This window comes from Companilactobacillus baiquanensis (genome assembly GCF_003946605.1).
Lineage (GTDB): Bacteria > Bacillota > Bacilli > Lactobacillales > Lactobacillaceae > Companilactobacillus > Companilactobacillus baiquanensis.
Genome location: NZ_RHOQ01000001.1, coordinates 112,823 through 137,107, shown reverse-complemented (window position 1 = coordinate 137,107; position 24,285 = coordinate 112,823). Strand labels below are relative to the sequence as shown.

Here is a 24,285-nt window from a genome sequence, read left to right as displayed (position 1 = left end):
TTATTCACCAGAACCGACAATTAACTCTTTAAATAAACCATAGATAAATTTCTCAGGATCAAAATCACGTAAATCATCCATTTGTTCACCTAAACCAACTAATTTAACTGGTATGTGGAGTTCATTTCTAATTGCCAAAACAATCCCACCTTGTGAACTTCCATCGATCTTAGTTAAAACTATCCCGGAAACATCAGTGGTTTCATTAAATTGTTTGGCTTGACTCAACGCATTTTGACCAGTAGATCCATCAAGAACTAGTAAAACTTCTTGTGGTGCCTCTGGAAGCTCACGAGTTATAACACGTTTGATCTTTTCTAGTTCACGCATTAAGCCTTCTTTATTTTGAAGACGGCCGGCAGTATCGACCAACAAAATATCAAAATCTTCAGCAACAGCGCGATGAACTGCATCAAAAACTACTGAAGCTGGATCAGTCTGAGCTTTACTTGCTTGAACTGGAACATTAACTCTCTTACCCCAAACTTGTAGTTGCTCAATTGCACCAGCTCTAAATGTATCTCCGGCAGCTAAAAGAACCTTTTTACCTTCTTGTTGATAACGATGAGCTAATTTCCCAATAGTCGTTGTTTTACCAGCTCCGTTAACACCTACGAATAAGAAAACAGTTGGTGTTTTATCTTTACTAAATTTTAGGCTATTGTCTTCTTCTTTTCCTTCTTCATCGTACATATCTACTAATTTTTTAACGATGACATCAGAAACATCAGAACGCTTTTTAACGTTTTCTAGCTTAACTTCTTCACGCAATTCGTCTGATAAACGCATGGCTGTTTCATATCCAACATCTGATTCAATAAGTAATTCTTCTAGATCATCAAAGAATTCCTCATCAACACTTCTGAAATTAGCCAAGAAGCGGTTAAAACGTGCACTAAACGAATTACGGCTCTTTTTTAAACCTTCATCGTATTCTTTGACATCGTCTTTTTTTGGTTCTTCTTCAGAATCAGCTTCTTCTGGTTGTTCTGGCTGTACATCAGGTTCTTCATCTGTTGTTTCAGGCTTTTCAGCAGGTTCTGGTTCTTTTTCTTCAACAACTTCTTCTTCGGCTTCCTCATTAGTAGCTTCTTTTTCAGTAACTTCTTTTTCGACGGCTTCTTTTGGTTCGGCTTTTTCTTTTTCTAAATCAGTAGCATCCTGTTTCTCATCTTCATGAGATTCTAAAGAATCTGTTTGGTCCTGATTTTCATTGACAGAAGTATCTTTGATATCAGATTCAGCAGATTCCTCTTTTGTCTCTTCAACTTTTTCATTTTCTTTTGGTTCATCATCTTTGCCTGTGAAGGCTTTTTTAATTCGATCAAAAAGTCCCATATACTAATCTCCTTGTTTTTCTACTTTGACAGATAACATTTTAGAGACACCAGATTCTTCCATCGTGACCCCATAAAGTCGATTTACATTCATCATTGTACCTTTACGATGAGTAATTACGATAAATTCGGTATTATCGTCATATTTATTTAAATAATTGGCAAAACGATAAACATTGGCATCATCAAGTGATGCTTCTACCTCATCTAAAATACAAAACGGTACAGGATGAACCTTAATAATGGCAAACAACAAAGTAATTGCTGTTAAAGCCTTTTCTCCACCTGAAAGAAGACTTAATCTTTGGAATTTTTTCCCAGGTGGTTGAGCAATGATCTCAATTCCTGTTTCCAAGAGATTATTGGGTTCAGTTAAAACTAGTTTAGCACGTCCCCCAGCAAACATTTCAGGGAAGATGGTTTCAAATGCGGCTGAAACGTCATCAAAAGTTCTCTTAAAGCGAGTCATAACCTCATTATTCATCTCTGACATAGTGTCTAGAAGTTGTTTTCTAGCTGTTAATAAATCATCTTGTTGCTGTGTTAAAAATTCATATCGGTCCTTAACTTTGTCATATTCGGCAATTGCAGATAAATTAACTGATCCTAACTCATCTATTCCCATTTTCAATAAATCAGCCTTACGTTTTAATTCATCAGGTTCTGCGTCTTGTTTCTTCAAATTAACCATTGCTGCTTCATAAGTCAATTGATAATCTTTATCCAAAATGTCTAAACGACTATCGATCTCATTAGTCAACTTAGTAACTTTTATCGCCAAATTTTCTTGTTGATCAGAAGCACTCTTTTGTAAATCAAAGTTTCGTTGAGCTAACTCATTTAATTCTTTTGCTTTGATTTCTTCATCGGAACGATTTTCTTGCAGTGACTTCAATTCCTGTTTGATTTGATCAATTTTTACATTTAAGTCACTTATTTTGGCTTTGATTTCTGAATTACTAAGGTCTAAATTATCTTTTTCGCTATTCAATTGATCTAAACGTATGCGCAGTTCTTTAATTTGTTCGTCATTTGAAGTGATTTCAGCTAGTAAACTGTTCTCTTGTGAATTTTCATTTTCAAAATTACTTTTTACGACTGCCAAATCAGTCTGGTATTTTTGAATTTTTTCATTAGTAGAAGATAATTTTGAGTCAAAATCTTTAAGTGTCTTCTTTTTATCATCAATTCTTTTTTGTAATTCAGTCAAATTATCCTTTAACTTATCTGCCGTACTGATTTGTTGGTTTAAGTTTTCAGTTAATTCGTCTTTCTCAGTTTGAGTTTTCGTCTGATTATATGTATAAGCAGATTCCTGATTTTTTAAATGTTTCAATTCATTTTCTTGAGTTAATAAAGTGTTATTTATTTCACCTTTACGCTGATTAAAGGCCGAAAGTTTTTCATCAACACTGGCTTTTTCATGACGCAAACTAACTAACTTTTTACGAAGATCAGACACTGTTTTTTGTCTTTGATCTAAAGTTACTTCTTTTTTGGACAAGCTAGCGACTAATTCTTTCAAGTCTTCTTTTCTACTTAGAAGACTCGAATTAACACGTCTTTTTTGTCCACCTGTCAAAGATCCACCGGCATTAACAACGTTTCCATCTAAAGTTACAACTCGATATTTTCTATTTACAGCTGCAGAAACTTTAGTAGCAGAGTCAATATCAGTAGCAATCAACAAATTACCCAAAATATTTTGCACAATATTCCCGACACTCATATCAAATTCGACTAGATTACTTGCTACATCAATAAACCCAGTCACATTATGTGCTGAATTTAAATCCGTGGAATAAATTGTTCTCGGTTGAATAATATTTTTAGGTAAAAAGGTTGCACGTCCAGCATTCTTTTGACGTAAAAATCCAATTGCCTTCTTAGCAGAAGCTTCATCTTTTGTCACGATCGATTGAAGCTGATTACTAACAACTGTTTCAATCGCTAATTGGTACTTTTTTGGAACTGTAATTAATTCAGCGACTGCACCAACAATACCATCTAAGTTTTTTTGATTGTTTAAAACATTTTTTGTACCTTCATAAAAACCTGCATGCTCTTGTTCCATATTCTCCAGAACCGTCTTACGAGCTTTTATTTCTTGAAGGCTCTCCAGTTCTTTCAAATAATCTTGATTCTCTTTTTGACCTTGTTCAGTAACTTGGTCAATTGCCGAAGAAATATCTTGACCTTTCTTTATTAAATCTTGATTATCCTCGACTAATTTATTGATTGATTCATTAGTAAGTTCTAACTCATGATTCAATTTAGTGATTTTTTCAGATATTTCTTCACTATTCTTTGTTTGTTCATTTTCTAGCTGTGAAATTCTATCCAACTGACGCTGACTAAATTTTTGTTCATTATTATTAGAAACTTGATCTTGCAAAGTATTTACATATTGGTCCTGTAATTGATTAATTTCATTTTGAAGATCTTCTGGTGTTTGCTCTTTAAGATGTTCGATCTCTTTTAATTCAGTCTGATAAAGTTTGATCTTTTTTTGATAATTACTAAGCTTAATTCGACAATTGTCTAATTTTTGTTGTTCAACTTGTTGATTTTCTAAAAGCTTTTCCAAACGATCATTTAATGAATTTTGATTGCTAGTATTAAAACCATTTCGTTCATCTGAAACCGCAATTTGACCATTAAGCACTTCTAAAGTTCGAGTATTTTCCATTAATTCATTTTGTTTAGAATCAATTTCTTTAGCCAGTTTACTTATTTTAGTTCGGTTTTCATTTAAATTAGCGGTTGATCTTTTAACTTTTTTCTCAATTTCTTGTAAGCTCAACTTCACTTCACGCAATTCATTATTTGTTTTGCGTTTAATAGCAGATGTATCTTTTATCTCAATTGTCAAAAGTTGCTGATAAATGGCATCATATTGACTCTTTTGATTTTGATAATCTCTAGCTATACTGGCTTGTTCTTTAAGTGGTTCCACTTGTTTAGACAGTTCAGAAACAATATCTGATACACGATGCAAGTTGTCAGTTGTTTCAGCTAATTTATTTTCAGCTTGAATTTTTTTCTGCTTAAATAAAGCAATCCCGGCTGATTCTTCAATAATTGCCCGTCTTTGAACTGGCTTACTATTAAAAATTTCTTCAACTCTTCCTTGAGAAATTATTGAAAAGGATTGCTTGCCCATTCCTGAATCCATAAATAATTCAGTGATGTCTTTTAGACGGCAATCTTTGTTGTTAATGGAGAATTCAGTATCGCCGTTTCGATACAATTTTCTTTTGATCGAAAGATTAACTTGATCTGATTTCAATTCTTTTTTCGAGTTATCAAATTCTAAAATAACTTCAGCGTGATTCATTTGTGGACGAGTATCACTACCGGCAAAAATAATATCTGCCATCTTGTCACCACGTAAACTTTTTGCTGACTGCTCACCCATAACCCAACGGATAGCTTCAGTAATATTTGATTTCCCGCTTCCATTTGGTCCGACAACGCCGGTAATTCCACTTGTAAAATCAATCTTTGTTTTATCAGCAAAAGATTTGAATCCATTTATTACTAATGATTTTAATGGCATAAAATACTAACTCCTATAATTCTTCTAACGCTTTCTTAGCGGCCATTTGCTCTGCATGTTTCTTACTGTAACCAAAGCCTTTGGATAAGAATTTCCCATCTACTAATAATTCCACTTCAAATTTTTTATCATGATCCGGTCCTTCTTCATCGATAACCTCATAATCGATCTCAACTTCACCAGCTTGTTGCAATTTTTCTTGAATATGAGTTTTGAAGTCGGTATCTTCTGAAAATTCTCCTGAATCAATATGTGGATAAACTACTCTTTGTAAAAATTCATCTACTTTTTCATTACCTTGATCTAAATAAAGCGCTCCGTTAAAAGCCTCAAAAATATCCTCTAGTAGAGTATGTCTTTGACGCGCACCTTGTTTTTCTTCACCTTTACCGATCAGTAAATATTTATCTATTTGAATTTGTTTGGCAAATCTTGCAAAACTATCTGTTCTTACAATATCTGAACGCAAACGTGTTAATTTACCTTCTGGCAATTGTGGGAATTTTTCAAAAAGATACTTAGAAATATTTATTTCTAAAACAGCATCCCCTAAAAATTCCAATCTTTCATAATCACCAATGCCTAATTCTTTATGTTCATTATCAAAGGAAGAATGCGTCATCGCACGTTCAACCAATTTTTTATCATTGAAAGTTATTCCATAGTTTTCACTTAAGTAACTTAAAAATTTCGGATCTAACATGATATGCCCCTTTCCGATAATATTAATTATACTAAATTTTTGGCTTTAAAATATTTATTCAAGCAAAAAAATAAGACCTAGCGGTCTTATTTTTGATGTTCCTTAATATAACTAACAGCCTGACCCACAGTTGTGATCTTTTCAGCATCTTCATCAGGAATTTCTTGATCGAATTCTTCTTCAAGTTCCAAAACAAATTCTACTAGATCGATCGAATCAGCATCCAAATCATCTGTAAATGAAGTTTCATTTTTAACAGCATCTGGATCTACCTCAAATTTATCAACGATCATTTTACTGATTTTTTCAAAAATTTCTTGTTCTGACATCTAAATAACTCTCCTGTTTTTCCCAAGTTTGTTTAAATTATTTCTTTTCTTCAATTTGTTCGAAATACTTATTTGCTTTATTAATTGTATCGTTAAGCAACATACCATAGATCTGTTTTACTGTATAGAAAACAGTCTTAGAATCAGCTGCTCCATGCGCTTTAACCACTGGTGATTTCAATCCCAAAAGAACAGCTCCTCCAGCTTTAGAAGTATCAAACATATCTTTTAAAGATTTCAATGATGGCGCAACAATAGCAGCACCCATTTTAGTAAAGAATCCACTATTAAGCAAGGCATTCTTTAATTGGCTCAATAAGATAGTTGCAGCTCCTTCAGTAGCCTTCAAAGCAGCGTTACCAGTAAATCCATCAGTAACGATAACATCAGCTACACCTGCCAAGATATTATTCGACTCTACATTACCAATAAAGTTTATTCCTTCGGTATTTTTCAGTAGTTCATATGCTTCTTTATGAAGTGGATCCCCTTTATCAGATTCAGTTCCGTTATTTAATAAAGCCACTCGAGGTTCTTCAATTTGCTTAATATCATGTGCATAAATCGAACCCATTATTGCCCATTGTTGTAAATAAGCCGCTTTAGCTTCAGCATTGGCCCCAACGTCTAAAACATTGACCCCTAATGAAGAATTTGTAACTGGCAAAGTTGGCATCAGAGCTGGTCTTGAAACTTGCTTGATACGTCCAACAATAAAGATGCCAGCCGCTAACAAAGCACCCGTATTACCCAAAGAAAGCATCGCATCGGCTTCATTATTCTTAACCGATTTAGCTGCTAATACCATTGAAGAGTTCTTTTTAGAGCGGATTGCTTTAACAGGTTCATCTGTCCCTAAAATTTCCTCATCCGTATTAACGATTGTTATTCTTTTATCATTTTTTAAATATTCTTTTATTTTAGTTTCATCACCATAAAGAACAAACTCTAAATCTGTCCATTCATCACGTGCTTTTTCAATACCCTCAACTACAACCTCTGGTGCATTATCTCCACCCATAGCATCTACGGCAATTTTCATTATATTTCCTCACTAATCAAAATTATTTAACTGTTCAAATTCATCATTCAAGAAAGATTTTAACACTTTGTTTTCTGGTTTAGCCATAGCATCATTCTTAAAAAGTGCTTCAGCTTCAATTTGAGCGGTTTCTAGAATATTTATATCGGCAATAGGGTCACCAACCTTGAAATCAGGTAACCCCGATTGACGACTGCCTAAAACATCCCCAGCACCACGCATCTTCAAATCTTCTTCGGCCAAAACAAAACCATCATTTGTTGAAGTCAGAATTTTCATTCTTTCCAAAGCAGTTTCATTTTTAGGATCAGCAATCAAAATACAATATGATTGTTTTTCACCACGACCAACTCGACCTCTTAGCTGATGTAATTGTGACAAACCAAAACGGTTAGCATCATAGATCACCATAACTGAAGCATTGGGAACATCAACCCCAACTTCAATAACAGTCGTAGAAACCAAAACATCTATTTTTTGATGACTAAATTGATTCATCACATCTTCTTTTTGATCATTTGGCATCTGACCATGTAATAAGCCGATTTTATATTTAGGCGCAAATAACTCATTAAATTTGTCAAAAATTAACTCGGCATTTTTTAAATCTATTTTTTCAGATTCAGAAATTAGTGGTGTCACAACATAAACCTGTGCTTTTTTGGCTAATTCTTTAGTCACAAAGCGATACATTTGTTCTATTTTGGTACTTCTGATCCAATATGTTTCAATCTTTTTTCTACCAGCTGGTAATTCGTCGATTCTTGAAACATCCATATCTCCATAAGCTGTAATTGCTAAAGTTCTAGGGATCGGTGTGGCAGTCATAGCCAAAACGTCAGGATTATTTCCCTTTTCGCGCAGATTTTTACGTTGATTGACACCAAAACGATGTTGCTCATCAATAACTATCAACCCTAAATCTTTGAATTGAACACTATCTTGAATTAAAGCATGCGTTCCCACGATGATATTAGTTTTACCTTCACGAATATTTTGAGCTATTGTGTCATGCTCTTTTTTTGTCTGCGAACCAGTTAAGATACTAGTCCTGATTTTTAATGGTGAAAGCAACTTACCAATTTTATCGAAATGTTGTTGAGCCAAGATTTCTGTTGGTGCCATAATTGCCGCCTGATAACCAGCAGTTACAGAAGCTAACATAGCAATGATCGCCACGATCGTTTTACCAGAGCCAACATCACCTTGAAGTAGCCGATTCATATGATGTGAAGAATTCATATCAGCTAATATTTCAGCAGTTACTCTTGTTTGGGCTTTAGTTAATTCAAACGGCAATCCTGAAATAAATTTATCAATATACTCTTTATCGTACTTTTCTAATAAACCGACATGTGCCTTCTTATCACGGGATTTCATATTTTGAATTCCACATTCAAACAAGAAAAATTCTCGGAATTTGGCACTTCGTCTAGCTAACTCGTTTTGTTCATCTGTCTTAGGAAAATGCATTCCTAAAACCATATCTCGATCATTCATCAAATGATATTTTTCAATTAGTGATTCAGGAATAACAGTCTTGATTTGATCAGAATATTTATCAAAGGCTACTTTAATGAGATTTACTAAAGTTTTTTGATGAATGTTCTTATTCACTGAATAAACTGAATCTATTGAATCTTGCGCATGGCCATCGCCTAAAACTTTCATTCCTGTGATAGCACGCCTATTTTCATTCCATTTGCCATAAACCGCAACTTCATTTCCGGTTATAAATTTATCTTTTAGCCACGGTTGATTGAAAAAAGTCACCATTATGGATTCATTTTCGACCATGATCCTCACATTTAAGCGATTTTTTTTATATCCAAATCGTGCCACGACTGGATCACTGGCAACTATACCTTTCAACAAAATTTTTTCTTGATCAATGGCATCATCTAACGATTTTACTTCCATATCTTCATACCGGAAGGGAAAATAGAACAATAAGTCATAAATATTTTCAATCCCTAAGGATTTGATTGCCTCAAATCGCTTAGTTCCCACTCCTGGCAAAGTCGATACTGAAACTGTTCTTAAGTCCATTTTCCCTCCTAAACAAAACAAGTTTGGAACAAAAGTCCCAAACTTAGTGTTAATTATTCTACAGCAATTAAATATGGATAAACTGGTTGATCACCCTGATGTATTTCAGTTTCTAAATCAGAATACTTATCATCTAAATAATCAGAGATCTTTTGAGCATCAGCTTCATTTCCATCTTGACCGATTAAAATCGTGATTACCTCACTATCTTCATCGATCATTTTATCTAATGTTTCTTCTGTACCTTTAATTATTTCTTCAGAGTCTACTAAGATCTTTCCGTCGATTATTCCCATATAATGACCTTTAGTTATCTTCAAGCCATCAATTTCTGTATCACGGATCGCCTTAGTAATTTGTCCACTCTTAACGGTATCTAATGAATCTTCCATATTTTCTTTATTTTCATCTAAATCAGCTTCTGGATTAAACGACAACATGGCTGTCATACCTTGTGAAATTGTCTTTGAAGCGACAATTGCAACCGGAATATTTACTAGTTCTGCAGCCTGTTTTGCGGCCATAATAATATTACCGTTATTTGGTAAGATAATTGCGCGTTTGGCATTAGAAGCATTGATTGCATCAACAATATCGTTTGTGGATGGATTCATTGTTTGTCCACCACTAATAACATGTGTTACACCAAGACTTTCAAATAAAGTAGACAGCCCTTCTCCTGAAGAAACGGTAATAACCGCATAATCGATCGGTTGACTATTAACTGGTGTAGCAATTTCATCTTCATCAACAATAGTTTCATGCTGAATACGCATATTATCAATTTTAATCTTTGTTAAAGCCCCAAATTTTCTACCAGCTTCCCATACTTTATAGGGATAGTTAGTATGAACATGAACTTTAACAACTTCATCATCAGAAACTACTAATAATGAGTCACCAATTTCACTTAAGTATTGACGGAATTTATCATAATCAAACTTCTCATCAGAAGTTGGGTTCTCGCCCAATTCAACCATCATTTCAGTACAGTAGCCATTCTCGATCGAATCAGTATTAAATTGACTTTGAACGGACTCTTGATGATGGGTTGCATTGATCATTTCATCCATTTCAGCTTCATCAGGCGTATAAGCTTCACTACTTACAGATTCACCTGAAAGTCCTTCTAAAAAGCCTTCATAAATAAACACTAATCCTTGTCCACCAGAATCGACAACACCAACTTCTTTTAGAACAGGTAATAGTGATGGTGTCTTCTCCAAGCCGATCTTAGCTCCTTGAACAACAGCAGACATAACTTCTGAAGCGTCTTTTGTTTTCTTAGCCTTCTTCATACCAGCTTCTGCACCATATTTAGCAACTGTTAAGATAGTTCCTTCTACGGGCTTCATAACGGCCTTATAGGCTGTTTTTACACCATTTTCAAATGCTAAGGCCAAATCATCAGCATTTAAAGATTCTTTTTTCTCGATACTCTTTGAAAAACCTCTAAATAATTGAGAAGTGATGACACCAGAGTTACCTCTAGCTCCCATCAATAATCCCTTAGCCAAAGCTTTGCCCAAAGTACCAACATGTGTACTCTCTGATTCATTAACGGCCTTAAATCCACTTTGAATTGTAAGACTCATATTTGTTCCTGTATCACCATCTGGAACAGGAAAAACATTTAATGAATTAACAAATTTAGCATTTTTTTCTAAACGATGTGATGCTACACGCACCATATCAGAAAATTCATTTTTGGTAATAAGTTCTTTGCTCAAAAAAATTCCCTCCAACCAGCTTAATACCTATTTAATGTCGTCCAAAACTTTAATTCCTTGAACATACACATTAACAGTGCCGGCCGGTGTTCCGAGCATTGTCTCTAGGTTATATTTAACTTTCGCTTTTAAATTTTTAGCAACTTCTGATATTTTAATTCCATATCCTACTATGATATATACATCGACGGCAAGTTTACCATCTTTTTGATCAACAACAACGCCACGAGAAAAATCCTCACGGTTTAAAATTGTATTTACTCCATCACGCAATTGATTCTTGCTTGCCATACCTACAATACCGTATATGTCTGAAGCAGCACCGCCAACAATTGTCGAAACACTGTTAGTGGACACGACTATTTCGCCATGCTTTGTTTTAATTGTAACTGCCATTCTGGATCCTCCTATCTTTGGACCTTATCTATCCTATCATAACCATAAAAATTTTATCATAGCAACATTTTGAATTAAAGATTTAAGATCAATATTATTACTCTATTGCTTTAGTTGCAATGTTATGGTAAATTAGTCAGGTGATATTTTAAAAGAAAACATGTAGCCAAAGGAGGTCGGTCCCATGGCAAAAGATATTATTACAGGCCGTAAGACAGTGTTTGGTAACAAACGTTCTCACGCTCTTAATCAATCAAAACGTTCTTGGAAGCCAAACTTGCAAAAAGTTCGTATCATGGTTGATGGTAAACCTAAACGTGTTTGGGTTTCAGCTAGAGCTTTGAAATCAGGAAAAGTTACCCGCGTATAATTTTTTAAAATGATAAAAAGGACTAACGATTAATCGTTAGTCCTTTTTATTTTGCCTTTTTATCGGAGCTTTGAATTACTGCCACTACTCCACTGCCGAAATTAAAATCAATTGAATCACCAACAAATTCATTGCTGGACCAACTGACAGGATGATCGGCACTAAAATCTTTTAACTTATACTTGGCATTCACTATATTTAAACGTGTAACTGGTCCAAGATTTATAAATCCAATATATTTCATTCCATGTTCATGATAAACAGTATAACTACCAGGTTTAAAAAATCTAATAGTATTATTAGCTGATTTGAAATAAAGCTTATCATAAAAATCGAAAAATCTTTTATCAAAAGGCATGAACAGATTACGTAAGAAGTGATCTATCCTACCACCAGTGCCACCATAAATAATATATTCCTGAGCATTGAACTTTTCTCTAGCAGCTAAGAGACATAAGTCTGAATCGGTATCATTTTTTTCTGGAGGAAACTTGTAAAAATTAGAAATTTTATCTTTTAAGAATTTTTGTTCTTTTTTATTTATTGAATCAAAATCCCCAATCGCAATTTCCGGGATCACTCCATTTTTTACTAAATAAAGATTTCCTCTATCAGCGCCAACCCAAGGCCCAGGGATAGCTTTGATACTGTTCATTTCTTCAGGATACTCGCTTTGTGGACCGCCTAATAAAATATTGACTCGTTTCATTCGTCTTCCACTAAAGCCTTTAATTTATTGATTCTGCCCTCAAAATCATTACTACCAAAGAGATATGAACCAGCAACAAAAATATCAGCTCCGGCGTCTGCACATTTAGTGATCGTTTCGTCATTGATCCCGCCATCGACTTCAATTTGAAAGTCATTAGTAGCAGACGTTTGACGTAATTGATCTAAGCGTTGAATTTTCTTGGTCATTCCGGGCAAAAATTCTTGTCCACCAAAACCAGGATTAACCGTCATAACTAAAATTTGATCAATGATCGGGAACAATTCTTTAACATTTTCAAGTGCAGTACCAGGATTGACTACGATCCCGGCTTTAGCACCTAATTGTTTGATCATTTGAATTGAACGATAAGTATGATGTGTACTTTCCGCATGTACTAAAATCGTATCGGCACCAGCTTCTACGATAGGTTTAATATATTCTTCCGGATTATCGATCATCAAGTGAACATCCAAAGGTTTATCAGTAACCTTATTCATCCCTTCAACAACGCTGGGGCTAAAAGACATATTGGGAACAAAGTGTCCATCCATAATATCAATATGGAATAAATCAGCACCGGCAGCCTCGGCCATTTTTACATCTCTTTCCAGATTCATAATATCTGCGGAAAGAATCGATGGGGCTATTTTATTTGTCATTCGATACACTCCTTAGTATTTTTTCTTATATGAATTTATTTCATTTAAAAAGTATAAATAATTATCATAACGACTTTTCATTATTGTACCTTTTTCAACCATTTCTTTAACTTTACAGTTAGGTTCATTGACATGATGACAACCACGAAATTGACATTCACCACTATATTTAACAAACTCTGGAAAAAGGTTCGGTAGTTCTTCTTGATCGATTTCAATTAACTCTAACGAAGAAAATCCTGGTGTATCGGCAACTAAACCACCGGCAATATCAAATAATGATACTTGTCTAGTGGTATGTTTACCACGATTCAACGTTTGTGATATTTCAGCGGTTGCTAAACCAAGATCTGGATCAATATGATTGAGTAATGTCGATTTACCAGCACCAGACTGTCCAGTAAAAACAGTAACCTTGTCGGAAAAATGCTCCATTAAGTTGTTTACCTGTTCTTTACTGTAACTATCACGACTATCAAAAACCGTATAACCAGCTTTATGATAACCATCTAAGACATTTTTAAGCTCATCATACTTAGCGTCATCTAGTAAGTCAGTTTTTGTAAGATAGATCAATGGTTCAATATCATTGTGTTCAATATTTACTAAAATTTTATCTAGTAAATTACTTGAAAAATTAGGTTCGACTGATGAAGTTACTACAATAGCTTGGTCAATATTCGCTATCGGTGGACGAACCAAACTATTTTCACGATCTTCAATTTCCAGAATATAACCAAGATCACCACTAGACTCATAAGTGACCATGTCACCTACGATTGGTTTGATCTTTCTTTTTCTAAAATTTCCTCGTGCTCTAGTTCTAACCAGTTCGTGACTTTCATGATCTAAAACGTCATAGAAACCACTGATTGATTTAATAATTCTTCCTTCTTTTTTCATCCATTACCCACTTACTGAGCCAGTCACAACTGTTTGATTATCTCTAACAATATTATAAGTACCCGTTTGACCACTCTTTAAATTAAAACTCAATGTTACTGGTGTTGTCTGTGTAATCGTCATTGTCTTATATGGATTACTAATACTATGAGTAGCATCACCAATATAAATCGTGACTGAATTAGTAGTGCCGCTACCATCGTCATAAGGTATGCTTACATCTTTTGTAACTGTCTTGGTTGTATCACTATTTGTGTCACTATCTTTATCACTGTCAGAAGAGTCACTATCACTTTCGTCCTTACCCTTTGACATAACAACGGTTAACGTTGCTCCTTGCATAATACTACTACCAGCAGATGGATTTTGAGAAATTAAAACTCCGGTTGTAATAGTATCTGAATATTGATAGTCAACATCCAAAACAGCATCTATCTCATCAGCATAATCTTGAATACTCTTTAAATTATAGCCAGTTAAATCACGTACCTTGTAAGTTTTCTTTTTGACCGTCGGGGTTTTGGCAATTGTTAAAACTAAACGTTTCTTTTTCGCCACCACTTTACTTCCGGCCTTAATACTTTGTTTCATAACGATCCCGGCTGAATAATCCTTAGTTGCTTTATATTTCAAGTGGATACTAAATCCTCGTTTCTTTAAACCGTCTGAAACATCATCATATTGCTTACCAGTTACCTTCGGCATCTTATAATACCTTGCTCCCAAACTAACGACTAAATTAACTTTAGCATTATTCTTTAGTTTGAGACCTCTTGCCGGAATTGATTTAATAACATGTCCAGCTACTACATCATCGTCATTTTCTTTAGATATAGATCCAACTTGTAAGTTAGACCCTTTCAACATGACCGTAGCCTGCTTGATCGTTAAATTACTTAAATCTGGAACCGATGTCTCGGCACTACCTCTGACAATTGCAAAAATTAAAAATAATAATAATAAAATCGGTATCAATGACATCCATATTATCTTTTTACGTTTACTATTTTTCTTCTGAATTGGCTTTTCTTGATTTTCTTCACGTATTGGTTGCATAACCTTAGTTTCTTCTAGGTCATTATGAGATATCGGAATAAACTTCGGTTCATTAGCACGTTCTGGTAAAAGACATGTATTAATATCTTCACACATGTCTCTAACTGTTTGATAGCGTTCTTCTGGATCTTTAGCAGTTGCCCTTAAAACAACGTTTTCCAAAGGTTGTGGGATATTATGATCAATTGCATGCAGATCAGGAATATCTTCTTTAGAATGCTTTAAAGCAACAGATACGGCTGTATCTCCTGTAAAGGGAACATGTTTTGTTAATAGTTCAAATAAAATGATCCCTAGAGCATAAATATCAGATAAAACTGTTGCCGATTTTCCACGGATCTGTTCAGGCGACATATAATGAACTGAGCCTAAAAGTGAATTTGTTCTCGTGATCGATTGTTCACTTAGAGCCAGTGCAATCCCAAAATCTGACACTTTTACCTGTATCGGATCTTGTGATTCGTCAACTAAAATATTTTCCGGTTTCAAATCACGATGGATTATTCCATGTTCGTGTGCTGTCGTAACAGCTGAACAAATTTGTTCCATAATATCAACAACTTCATGATAAGGAATTGGAAAATGAGTTTTGATATATTTTTTTAAATTGGGGCCGTCAACATATTCAATTACAATGAATTGAATCCCATTATCACTGCCAACATCTAAAACATTAACAATATTAGGGCTTGAAAGACCGCTGGTAGCTTTAGCTTCACGTCCGAATCTCTTTTTAACAGATTCATCATCTTGAAGATCATATCTTAAAGCCTTAACAGCAACTTTCCTGTTGAGTCTTATATCTTTTGCTAAATAAACATTAGCCATTCCGCCTTCGCCAAGCGTACCTAAGATCTCATAACGGCCACCAACAAGGTAACCTTTATCCATTTACTCAATACCCCCATTTCCTGAGGCAAAAAGTAATGCGGTGATATTATCTCTCCCACCAGCCTGATTAGCTTTATCGATTAAAATATGGCATTTAGCGTCTAAACTATCCTTTTTACTCAAAACATCTTTTATTTCGTCTTCAGAAATCATATTCGTGAGTCCGTCAGTACATAGAAGAATAATTGCATCATCAATAAGATCAAAGTTTTTGATCCGTGGTTGAACAGTCTGAGAAACACCCAAAGTTTGCGTAATAATATTTTTTTGCGGATGATTTTCTGCTTCTTCGGGACTAATTTGTCCAGTTTCTAAGAGTTCGTGAACTAATGAATGATCAACACTTAATTGTTCAAGCTTTTGATCATGGTAAATATAGCAACGTGAATCGCCAACGTTTACCACCATCATAGTTTTTCCAGCAAAGAAAACACCGACCATTGTTGTTCCCATACCGTTTAAATCATCAAATTGATTAGACACAGAGACAATTCGATCATTTTCTTTACTGATTTCTTTAATTACCCATTCACGTAAATCATCTAATCCATCAATATCTGACTGTTCAAAATTGTGTCCTAAGTGAGAAACTGCCATATCAGAGGCAACATCCCCACCACGATGTCCTCCCATACCGTCAGCAACGATACCGAAAATAACATCTTTTTTATTTTTAAATACGTTTACATAATCTTGATTATTTTTTCTTAATTTACCGACGTCGGTTAATAACGCGTAATCCATATCCAACTTTACCTCATTAATTTTTTCGTCTGAAGGCAGCTATAAAGAATCCATCCGTAAAATAATCACTAGGAAATAGCTTTATAGTGTCTCCACTTGAAAGGTCATTTTTTATTGGTGTTAATTCATAGTTTTCGTGATTCTTTAAAAACTCCGTAACGATTGCTTCGTTTTCTTCATCATCAAAAGTACAAGTGCTAAAAACTAATCTGCCATCTACTTTTAATAAATCACTGATACTATCCAAGATATCTAGTTGAATCTTTTGCAAATTCAGTAGATCTTCAAATTTTCTAAAATAACGCAACTCTGGTTTTCTTCTGATCAAACCAAGACCAGAGCAAGGTGCATCTACTAAAATTTTATCAAAACTCTGGACAGGAAAATGATCTTTAGCATTTCTAGCGTCCATAGCTTTTGTCTGTATTATATCCTTATATCCAAGTCTCTGACCATTTTCACGAATTAATTTTGTCTTACGTTCATGAATATCTAGTGCTGTAACTTGACCATCTGTCAAATAACTTGCTATATGAGTAGTTTTACCACCAGGAGCCGCACATGTATCTAAAACTAAATCATCAGGTTTAAGATCTAAAGCTGGTGCAACAAGCATTGAACTCTCATCTTGAATCGTGAAAAGTCCTTCATTAAATTCTTCAGTATCAAATAAACTACCACTATTCAAAGTTAATCCAACTGGAGAAATACGACTATTTTCAACTTCAAAATCTTGTTCTTCCAAACGACGTTTCAAATCATCGACACTTATTTTTCTAGTATTTACACGAATAGAAACATGAGATGGCTGATTAATAGATTCCAAAACTTCAATTGCTTTGTTGATACCTTGTTGTTCAATTAAAAGCTTAACTAACCACAAAGGTGTACTGTAACGAATACTCAAGTCCTCTTCGCCATGACCAGTAGGTAATTCTTTGAAGCCGTGACGTTGATAATTTCTTAAAACTCCAGTAACTAACTTGGCCAAACCGATACTGCCATTTTGTTTAGCAATTTCAGTAGATTCATTTAAAATCGCATGATCTGGTACTTTATCCAAATAATGCATTTGATAAATAGCACTCATCAAAAGATTCATTATCCAAGGTTTAACTTTTTTATCTTTCAAATAAGGTTCTAGTTGATACTGAAGTACGTACATATTTTGTAAAACACCATAGACAATATTGGTCATCAATCTCGAGTCCGCATTAGACAAATCGGATCTCTTCAACAAATTATTAATTTCAATATTAGAATATGCTTTGTTTTGTAAAATACGAGTTAAAGCTTCAACTGCCACTGCACGAGGATTATTTTTCATTTATATTGACCACTACTTGTCCTTTTTCTAAATTATTGCCTAAACCATTCATATAATTAGCAATATCCATTACTTTTTTACCGGCTGGTTGAATTTTTTTAATTGAAAGGCCTTTTTTATCACCAGCAACAATAACCAATTTCTTTTTACCAGTTTCAAAAACTGTTCCAGGAGCTTGATCAGTGTCGATGTCGACTACTTCACTCTTATAAAACTTCGTTCTTTGACCATTAAAATTCTCCCAAGCGCCAGGTTCTGGACTTAAAGCTCTAATATGGTTGAAAATCTGTTCCGCTGATTGACTAAAATCTAATTTTTCTTGTTCTTTAGAAATATTAGGTGAAAATACAACTTTATTTTCATCTTGTTTAATAGGATCAATTGTTCCATCTAAAATATGAGGAATTGTCTCCATTAACAAATCACGGCCCGCAATAGCCATTTTGTCAAAAATGGAACCATTATCGTCTTCTGGAGTAATTGGAACTTTAACCTGACTAATGATATCCCCGGCATCCATTGCTTTAACCATGTACATGATCGTAATTCCAGTTTCTTTATCTCCGTTCATGATCGACCATTGGATCGGAGCGCCACCACGATATTTAGGCAACAAAGATCCGTGAACATTAATTGCAGCAACTTTGGCAGAATTTAAGAATGATGTTGGTAAAAATTGTCCAAATGCTGCCGTAATGATCAAATCAGCATGTAAAGCTTTCAATTCCTCAACTTCATCACTTCCAGAAAGTTTAGCTGGCTGATACAGTTTAATGTTTTCTTGTTCGGCTATTTGTTTAACTGGACTTTTTTGAAGTTTTTGTTTACGTCCAACCGGCTTATCGGGTTGAGTCACTATGGCCTCTACTTGATAGTTAGCTTTCAAAAGTCCCTTCAAAACGGTTGCCGAAAAATCTGGTGTACCTAGAAAAATTACGCTTGTCATTTAATCATTCTCCTTAATCAATGTGTTGTGGTTCGTTATCAATTGCGATATTAAAACCTTTTTTAGTATCTGCTTGAGTATCATTTAAAATATCAAGTAATTTTTGATGTAATTTTGGCTCATGTTTATATTTTACAATAACTTGATAATAATACTTATTTTGTTTTCTTGAAATCATAGTTGGACTTGGACCTAATAAAATTGCTCGATCAGATAACACCGCACTTAATTGTCGTTTGATCCAATACGCCTGTTTTAAAGTCTGACCTTCATCTTTATGAGAGACGCTGATCAAAGTTGTAAAGTAATACGGCGTATAGTTTGCCTGATGTCTCAAATACATTTCCTGATTATAAAAAGTTTCATAATCTTGAACCGCTGCATCTTTTATTGCGTAATGATCGGGATTAAATGTTTGAATAATGACATTTCCGGGTTTATCCGCCCTTCCGGCACGACCACTAGCCTGCGTCAATAACTGAAACGTTCTCTCACTAGCACGATAATCAGAAAGACTTAATGTTGTGTCGGCATTTATCACTCCAACCAAAGTAACATTTGGAAAATCAAGCCCTTTAGCAATCATCTGTGTTCCTAATAAAATATCTGCCTTATGATCTCCAAATTGCTTTAAAATCTTGGCATGTGCACCTTTTTTACGGGTGGTATCGACATCCATTCGCAAAATTCTAGCTTCTGAAAAAGACTCATTTAATTGTCGCTCAATGTTTTGTGTTCCGGTACCATAAAATCCAATTTTTTTACTATGGCATTGTGGACATATCTGAGGAACTTCTTCTTCATGACCACAGTAATGACATTTCATCTTACCTAAATCTTTATGATAAGTTAATGAAACGTCACAATTAGGACATTTTAAAACAAATCCACATTCACGACACATCATGAATGAAGAATAACCGCGCCGATTCAATAAAACGATTGCTTGTTCTTTTCTTTTTAAGACGCGCCAAAGTTTATCCTGTAGTAGCGGTGATAAATCTCCTTTTACAGCAGAGTTTTCTGCATCCCTCATGTCTACTATTTGAACATGCGGTAACGGATGTTGATTGATTCTTTTTTTCATCCTAATTAACGTATAAACACCTTTTTGAGCTCTAGCACGAGATTCCAAACTAGGAGTTGCACTACCTAAAACAACTGGACAATTATGCCTTTTAGCACGCCATAAAGCGACGTCTCTTGCATGATAGCGAGGATTATCATCTTGCTTATAACTTGCTTCATGTTCCTCATCGATTATGATCAAGCCAATATTCATCAATGGTGCAAAAACGGCACTACGAGCTCCGACAACTACTTGAACGCTGCCATTTTCAATTCTTGTCCACTCGTCGTATCTTTCACCATTAGACAAGCCACTGTGTAAAACAGCTACCTTACCACCAAAACGTCCTGTTACTCGATTTACCATTTGTGGAGTTAAAGAAATTTCAGGTACTAGCATTAAAGCGGTCTTATTCTTATTTATAGCTCGATCAATTGTCTGTAAATAAACTTCTGTTTTACCACTACCAGTAACTCCCTCGATTAAAAAGGTTTTATCTTCTTCACTATCAATGGCCTGATTTATTTGTTTTACCGCATCTGACTGTTCCTTGGACAAATCCATTTTAGTCGTTTTTTCAGGCGTGATCCCGACTGGTTTGCGTCTTTTAGTAACCTCTATAATAGATAGAATATTATTTTTTTCAGCGGTCTTGATTGCGGCCCTATTTATATCTAAATCAGCTAATACGCTCAATTCTACTGGCATTTTATCTAAATTATCTATCATATAATTTATTAATTTCAATTGAGCCTTAGCATTAGATCGCAATTCACTTCTTTTTTCACGTAACTGAATTGGATTCAAATTAGTTGTAATGGCTTGTCGTTTAATTTTATTAGCTTTATTTTCAACGACGTACTCAATTTCTACTTTACTTTGTCTCTTTAAATGATTGATCAGTTTTATTTCTTCATCACTCATTTGACTAGTTACTTCTAAACTATCTTGATCTTTAAATAATTGTTTAACTTCCGTATCTTCATTGTCTATTGGCATCACCATTTGATGATATTTAGCTCTCATGACACTTGGCAACATAGTTTGTAAACAAGATATTTGAAAAGAATAAGTTCGATCAGCTAACCAAGATGATAAATCTAACATTTCAGACGACAAAACAGGCCGAAGATCAATTATCCGATCGATCGGCTTTAACTTTCCTTTAAAATTACTGGTATCCTTTAACTTCATCACAAAGCCTTGTATTTTACGTTTCCCACGTCCAAAAGGTACCTCGACACGCATTCCCGGCTCAACAACTTCTGACAAGCTGCTTGGAACATCATATTCAAAAGGACGATTAGTTTGCATTGTTGGTACATCAACAATAACTTCTGCAACTGTCATATTAAAAAATCACCTACACAATAAATAAAAAACCCCCACAATTATCATTCAGACAATCAGTGAAGGAATTTTAAAACTATTTTTCTTCTTTTTTCTCTTCCTCAACTCGTTCAGCTTCTTTTTCAAGAAGAATTGAATTAGGATCGATTTCAATTTTATCGTCAGCAATTTCTTCAAATGCTTTTCCGATGGTTCTTGGTGATTCGTACTTATTAAGTAATTCTACATCACCATCTTCAAGTTGATGAGCACGCTTTGCTGCTAAAACAGCTAAAGAATATCTTGAATCAACTTGATCTAATAGTTTGTCAATTGATGGATAAATAATCATATTATCATTCTCCTATTATTTTTTTATATTTGTCAATTACACGTGGCACTCTTAGGTGTTCACTTCTAATTATACCTTCAATTTTTTTGACTGCATTAGGTATTTTATCATTAACTACGGCATAGTCATAGTTTGACATCATTTCAATTTCTTTTTTGGCTTGTTCCATACGTTTATCGATCGTCTTAGTATCATCAGTTCCTCGATGAGTAATTCGACGGCGAAGACTTGGCAAATCTGGAGGCGTTAGGAAAATAAACACTCCATCTGGCATCTTGTCACGCACTTGCATAGCACCATTTACTTCAATTTCCAATAAAACATCGATACCAGCATCTAACTTTTGATTAACATATTTTAACGGTGTTCCATAATAATGGTCAACATATTTAGCATATTCCAGCATTCCGTCATTTTTAATTTCTTCTTCGAACTCTTCATTGGTTCGGAAATAATAATCGACACCATCTTCTTCTCCAGGTCTCATATTCCTAGTTGTCATTGAAACAGAATAATCAAATCTGATCGAAGACTTCTTTACCATTGCTTTTCTAACAGTACCTTTACCCACACCGGACGGACCTGATAGAACGATTAACATTCCCCTTGTTGACATATCACTTATCCCTACTTATCTTATTTTCTTATAATTAAAAACTCGTTGCATACAAATAAATATTAAGAAATACTAAAATAAAGTTGCTTATACGAACAAAGGTTCGTATAATAAAGACACAAACAAGCGTTCGGGGGAATTAAACCATGCAATTAAGACAACAACATCTATCAAATACCTTTACCAAAAATATCATTAACAATACTGCTAAATTTATCGATAGGAACTTCGATTTTAATATGGATAGTAAAAGTGTTTCCCAAATCAAGCAAATGCCTATTAAACAACTGTTTATCTTTGCTAAACAAAGTTTTCAAAAACAATATTATATTAATGTAACTATGGTAAACGAAGAATCTATGCAAGGCAAGTTGATTAAAAGAATTAATGCAAATAAATACATTTTAGAAGTAAATAAAAACCTGTTTCAAATAATTGATCTAAAGAATCTCAAATCAATAAATTTAATCTAGTCTTTTTTGTTCTCCTTGTGCAAGTTCCAATAATTCTTGTGCATGTTCTCGAGTCAGATCAGTTATTTTCGTACCTGCCAACATCAATGAAACAGCTTCAATTCGATCTTGATCGTTAAGTAATAAGACCTTTGTCTGCGTCTTATTTCTAACGGTCTCTTTTTTTATCTCCAATTGTTGATCACTCATTGCGGCAACCTGTGGCAAATGAGTGATACAAAGAACTTGAACAGATTGAGCAACTCGATAAATTTTATCACCGATTGCTTGTGCCACACGACCACTGACACCGGTATCGATCTCATCAAAAATAATCGTATCAACATTCATTTTTTCAGCAATGATAGATTCAAAAGCAAGAATAACACGAGAAAGTTCACCACCAGATGCAACTCGTACTAAAGGTTTGAAATCTTCTCCAACATTAGTTTTCAAATTGAATCTAATTTGATCTATCCCCTTTTCAGTTAATGAATCACTATCTAAAGTTTTAAACTGAACATTGAATTTTGAATTTTTCATAAATAATTCTTTTAATTGATTATTGATCGATTTCTCTAAATCATTAGCAATTGCATGTCTGTCATCAGATAATGCTTTTCCTAATTCAAGTAAATCAGTCTTATCTTTTTCAATAGACTTCGTCAATTTATCTTCAGTTGAATCATCAATATCAATTTTGTTGAGTTCATCATGAGCATTTTGCCCATACTGAATTATTTCATCCAAGCTTGGTCCATATTTTTTTTCAAGATTATCAATTACATTCAAACGCTTCTGGATCTCATCTAAGCGGTCCTCATCAAAGTCTAAATTTTCTAAAGCATCTGAAATAGTGGCTGCATCATCTTGAATTTGATAATAAGCGCCATTAATTGAGTCATACAATTCTTGGTAGGTTTTATCGAACTCTTTGATATCGTCGAGATTATTACGAACATTTCCTAGTGAATCAACGGCGCCAATATTATTTTCTGACAAAATACGATAGCTTTCTTGTAAGCTGCTATTAATTTTTTCAAAGTTTGCAAGGTGATTCTTTTCAGTTTCTAATTCTTCATCCTCACCCTTTTTTAATTGTGCGCTATCAATTTCTTCTATTTGAAATTTCAGCATATCAATTCTTTGAACAATATTTTGTGAATCCTTTTGAATGGCACGTAATCTAGCTAATTTTTCTTGGTATTGATGAAATAATTCTTGATATTGATGAAGTGATTTTTTGAAATCATCATCAGAAAATCTATCTAAAATATCAATATGATTATCCTCATCCATTAATTCTTGTTGTTGATTTTGTCCATGTATCTCAACCAAAAATTTTCCAACATCTTTTAAAGTATTCGTTTTAACTAATTCATTATTAATTCGACAGACATTACGTCCTTTACGATTTATTTCTCTATTTATAATGATCGAACTATCCGTGTGATCGATTCCATAATGATCCAAAATAGCAAAAACAGGACTATCTGAATTAACTTCAAATAATCCTTGTACTTTTAATTTATCTTTTCCAGTGCGGATAAAATCGATTGACGAACGGCTCCCGACTAAAAGTCCCAAAGCATCAATAATAATTGACTTACCGGCACCAGTTTCACCTGTCAAAGCAGTCATTCCTTTATTGAAATCAAGCCGTAGTTCATTAATAATTGCAAAATTATTGATTATTAATTCCTTTAACATCAAA

The 24,285-nt window shown here is 34.2% G+C and carries 21 protein-coding genes; 2 read left to right on the top strand and 19 right to left on the bottom strand.

All coding sequences use genetic code 11. From position 1 onward, the window contains the following. The 8 genes from ftsY to EKM77_RS00635 form a co-directional block, all read right to left on the bottom strand. Window positions 1-1,338 (bottom strand): signal recognition particle-docking protein FtsY, encoded by a 1,338-nt coding sequence (gene ftsY, locus EKM77_RS00670; RefSeq protein ID WP_125591628.1) that lies wholly within the window; start codon window positions 1,336-1,338, stop codon window positions 1-3. Between the two features lie 3 nt (window positions 1,339-1,341). Further along, window positions 1,342-4,896 (bottom strand): chromosome segregation protein SMC, encoded by a 3,555-nt coding sequence (gene smc / locus EKM77_RS00665; protein WP_125591626.1) that lies wholly within the window; start codon window positions 4,894-4,896, stop codon window positions 1,342-1,344. Between the two features lie 13 nt (window positions 4,897-4,909). Beyond that, window positions 4,910-5,599: a ribonuclease III gene (gene rnc, locus EKM77_RS00660; RefSeq protein ID WP_125591624.1), complete on the bottom strand. Its 690-nt coding sequence runs from the start codon at window positions 5,597-5,599 to the stop codon at window positions 4,910-4,912. An 86-nt stretch (window positions 5,600-5,685) separates the two neighbouring features. After that, a complete protein-coding gene (acpP, locus tag EKM77_RS00655) occupies window positions 5,686-5,928 on the bottom strand; it encodes an acyl carrier protein (RefSeq protein WP_125591622.1) in 243 nt (80 codons plus the stop codon). 37 nt (window positions 5,929-5,965) lie between these two features. Further along, window positions 5,966-6,970, bottom strand: a complete 1,005-nt coding sequence (gene plsX / locus EKM77_RS00650) for a phosphate acyltransferase PlsX (protein WP_164507679.1) — start codon at window positions 6,968-6,970, stop codon at window positions 5,966-5,968. 12 nt (window positions 6,971-6,982) lie between these two features. Next, window positions 6,983-9,019 (bottom strand): ATP-dependent DNA helicase RecG, encoded by a 2,037-nt coding sequence (recG, locus tag EKM77_RS00645; protein WP_125591618.1) that lies wholly within the window; start codon window positions 9,017-9,019, stop codon window positions 6,983-6,985. A gap of 53 nt (window positions 9,020-9,072) precedes the next feature. Next, window positions 9,073-10,710 carry a DAK2 domain-containing protein gene (locus EKM77_RS00640; protein WP_164507702.1) on the bottom strand — a complete coding sequence of 546 codons (1,638 nt, stop codon included), beginning with the start codon at window positions 10,708-10,710 and terminating at the stop codon, window positions 9,073-9,075. Between the two features lie 66 nt (window positions 10,711-10,776). Next, on the bottom strand, window positions 10,777-11,145 hold the full coding sequence (locus tag EKM77_RS00635) for an Asp23/Gls24 family envelope stress response protein (RefSeq protein ID WP_125591614.1): 369 nt from the start codon (window positions 11,143-11,145) through the stop codon (window positions 10,777-10,779). Window positions 11,146-11,329: 184 nt separating this feature from the next. On the opposite strand from EKM77_RS00635, the gene rpmB reads away from it, so the two are divergent. Then, window positions 11,330-11,515, top strand: a complete 186-nt coding sequence (gene rpmB, locus EKM77_RS00630; protein WP_010019437.1) for a 50S ribosomal protein L28 — start codon at window positions 11,330-11,332, stop codon at window positions 11,513-11,515. Window positions 11,516-11,561: 46 nt separating this feature from the next. Here the strand turns inward: rpmB and EKM77_RS00625 are convergent, their stop codons facing one another. The 10 genes from EKM77_RS00625 to gmk form a co-directional block, all read right to left on the bottom strand. Then, a complete protein-coding gene (locus EKM77_RS00625) occupies window positions 11,562-12,224 on the bottom strand; it encodes a thiamine diphosphokinase (RefSeq protein WP_125591612.1) in 663 nt (220 codons plus the stop codon). Next, on the bottom strand, window positions 12,221-12,886 hold the full coding sequence (rpe, locus tag EKM77_RS00620) for a ribulose-phosphate 3-epimerase (RefSeq protein WP_125591610.1): 666 nt from the start codon (window positions 12,884-12,886) through the stop codon (window positions 12,221-12,223). The genes EKM77_RS00625 and rpe overlap by 4 nt, the downstream gene beginning before the upstream one ends. 12 nt (window positions 12,887-12,898) lie before the next feature. Then, window positions 12,899-13,789, bottom strand: a complete 891-nt coding sequence (gene rsgA / locus EKM77_RS00615) for a ribosome small subunit-dependent GTPase A (RefSeq protein WP_125591608.1) — start codon at window positions 13,787-13,789, stop codon at window positions 12,899-12,901. Window positions 13,790-13,792: 3 nt separating this feature from the next. Next, a complete protein-coding gene (gene pknB / locus EKM77_RS00610; protein ID WP_125591606.1) occupies window positions 13,793-15,736 on the bottom strand; it encodes a Stk1 family PASTA domain-containing Ser/Thr kinase in 1,944 nt (647 codons plus the stop codon). Continuing rightward, the gene (locus EKM77_RS00605; RefSeq protein ID WP_125591603.1) at window positions 15,737-16,480 is read right to left on the bottom strand and encodes a Stp1/IreP family PP2C-type Ser/Thr phosphatase; all 744 of its coding nucleotides are present in this window, start codon (window positions 16,478-16,480) and stop codon (window positions 15,737-15,739) included. Between the two features lie 16 nt (window positions 16,481-16,496). Then, on the bottom strand, window positions 16,497-17,807 hold the full coding sequence (gene rsmB / locus EKM77_RS00600; RefSeq protein ID WP_125591601.1) for a 16S rRNA (cytosine(967)-C(5))-methyltransferase RsmB: 1,311 nt from the start codon (window positions 17,805-17,807) through the stop codon (window positions 16,497-16,499). Then, window positions 17,797-18,753, bottom strand: coding sequence for a methionyl-tRNA formyltransferase (gene fmt / locus EKM77_RS00595; RefSeq protein WP_125591599.1), 957 nt, complete (start codon window positions 18,751-18,753; stop codon window positions 17,797-17,799). Before fmt ends, rsmB begins: the two co-directional genes overlap by 11 nt. Before the next feature lie 13 nt (window positions 18,754-18,766). After that, the gene (gene priA / locus EKM77_RS00590; protein WP_125591597.1) at window positions 18,767-21,172 is read right to left on the bottom strand and encodes a primosomal protein N'; all 2,406 of its coding nucleotides are present in this window, start codon (window positions 21,170-21,172) and stop codon (window positions 18,767-18,769) included. Between the two features lie 76 nt (window positions 21,173-21,248). Beyond that, complete coding sequence (gene rpoZ / locus EKM77_RS00585) at window positions 21,249-21,503, bottom strand: DNA-directed RNA polymerase subunit omega (protein ID WP_057763643.1); 255 nt, start codon at window positions 21,501-21,503, stop codon at window positions 21,249-21,251. Between the two features lie 4 nt (window positions 21,504-21,507). After that, window positions 21,508-22,119 carry a guanylate kinase gene (gmk, locus tag EKM77_RS00580; protein ID WP_125591595.1) on the bottom strand — a complete coding sequence of 204 codons (612 nt, stop codon included), beginning with the start codon at window positions 22,117-22,119 and terminating at the stop codon, window positions 21,508-21,510. A gap of 146 nt (window positions 22,120-22,265) precedes the next feature. Between gmk and EKM77_RS00575 the strand changes: the two genes are divergently transcribed. After that, window positions 22,266-22,592 carry a hypothetical protein gene (locus EKM77_RS00575; RefSeq protein WP_125591593.1) on the top strand — a complete coding sequence of 109 codons (327 nt, stop codon included), beginning with the start codon at window positions 22,266-22,268 and terminating at the stop codon, window positions 22,590-22,592. Here the strand turns inward: EKM77_RS00575 and recN are convergent. Next, the gene (gene recN / locus EKM77_RS00570; protein ID WP_125591591.1) at window positions 22,584-24,281 is read right to left on the bottom strand and encodes a DNA repair protein RecN; all 1,698 of its coding nucleotides are present in this window, start codon (window positions 24,279-24,281) and stop codon (window positions 22,584-22,586) included. The two genes, EKM77_RS00575 and recN, sit on opposite strands and share 9 nt — an antisense overlap. Between the last annotated feature and the right edge of the window lie 4 nt (window positions 24,282-24,285).

Coding starts and splice junctions, on each gene's coding strand:
- ftsY (WP_125591628.1), bottom strand. CDS start 1,338: ATGGGACTTTTTGATCGAATTAAAAAAGCCTTCACAGGCAAAGATGAT.
- smc (WP_125591626.1), bottom strand. CDS start 4,896: ATGCCATTAAAATCATTAGTAATAAATGGATTCAAATCTTTTGCTGAT.
- rnc (WP_125591624.1), bottom strand. CDS start 5,599: ATGTTAGATCCGAAATTTTTAAGTTACTTAAGTGAAAACTATGGAATA.
- acpP (WP_125591622.1), bottom strand. CDS start 5,928: ATGTCAGAACAAGAAATTTTTGAAAAAATCAGTAAAATGATCGTTGAT.
- plsX (WP_164507679.1), bottom strand. CDS start 6,970: ATGAAAATTGCCGTAGATGCTATGGGTGGAGATAATGCACCAGAGGTT.
- recG (WP_125591618.1), bottom strand. CDS start 9,019: ATGGACTTAAGAACAGTTTCAGTATCGACTTTGCCAGGAGTGGGAACT.
- EKM77_RS00640 (WP_164507702.1), bottom strand. CDS start 10,710: ATGGTGCGTGTAGCATCACATCGTTTAGAAAAAAATGCTAAATTTGTT.
- EKM77_RS00635 (WP_125591614.1), bottom strand. CDS start 11,145: ATGGCAGTTACAATTAAAACAAAGCATGGCGAAATAGTCGTGTCCACT.
- rpmB (WP_010019437.1), top strand. CDS start 11,330: ATGGCAAAAGATATTATTACAGGCCGTAAGACAGTGTTTGGTAACAAA.
- EKM77_RS00625 (WP_125591612.1), bottom strand. CDS start 12,224: ATGAAACGAGTCAATATTTTATTAGGCGGTCCACAAAGCGAGTATCCT.
- rpe (WP_125591610.1), bottom strand. CDS start 12,886: ATGACAAATAAAATAGCCCCATCGATTCTTTCCGCAGATATTATGAAT.
- rsgA (WP_125591608.1), bottom strand. CDS start 13,789: ATGAAAAAAGAAGGAAGAATTATTAAATCAATCAGTGGTTTCTATGAC.
- pknB (WP_125591606.1), bottom strand. CDS start 15,736: ATGGATAAAGGTTACCTTGTTGGTGGCCGTTATGAGATCTTAGGTACG.
- EKM77_RS00605 (WP_125591603.1), bottom strand. CDS start 16,480: ATGGATTACGCGTTATTAACCGACGTCGGTAAATTAAGAAAAAATAAT.
- rsmB (WP_125591601.1), bottom strand. CDS start 17,807: ATGAAAAATAATCCTCGTGCAGTGGCAGTTGAAGCTTTAACTCGTATT.
- fmt (WP_125591599.1), bottom strand. CDS start 18,753: ATGACAAGCGTAATTTTTCTAGGTACACCAGATTTTTCGGCAACCGTT.
- priA (WP_125591597.1), bottom strand. CDS start 21,172: ATGACAGTTGCAGAAGTTATTGTTGATGTACCAACAATGCAAACTAAT.
- rpoZ (WP_057763643.1), bottom strand. CDS start 21,503: ATGATTATTTATCCATCAATTGACAAACTATTAGATCAAGTTGATTCA.
- gmk (WP_125591595.1), bottom strand. CDS start 22,119: ATGTCAACAAGGGGAATGTTAATCGTTCTATCAGGTCCGTCCGGTGTG.
- EKM77_RS00575 (WP_125591593.1), top strand. CDS start 22,266: ATGCAATTAAGACAACAACATCTATCAAATACCTTTACCAAAAATATC.
- recN (WP_125591591.1), bottom strand. CDS start 24,281: ATGTTAAAGGAATTAATAATCAATAATTTTGCAATTATTAATGAACTA.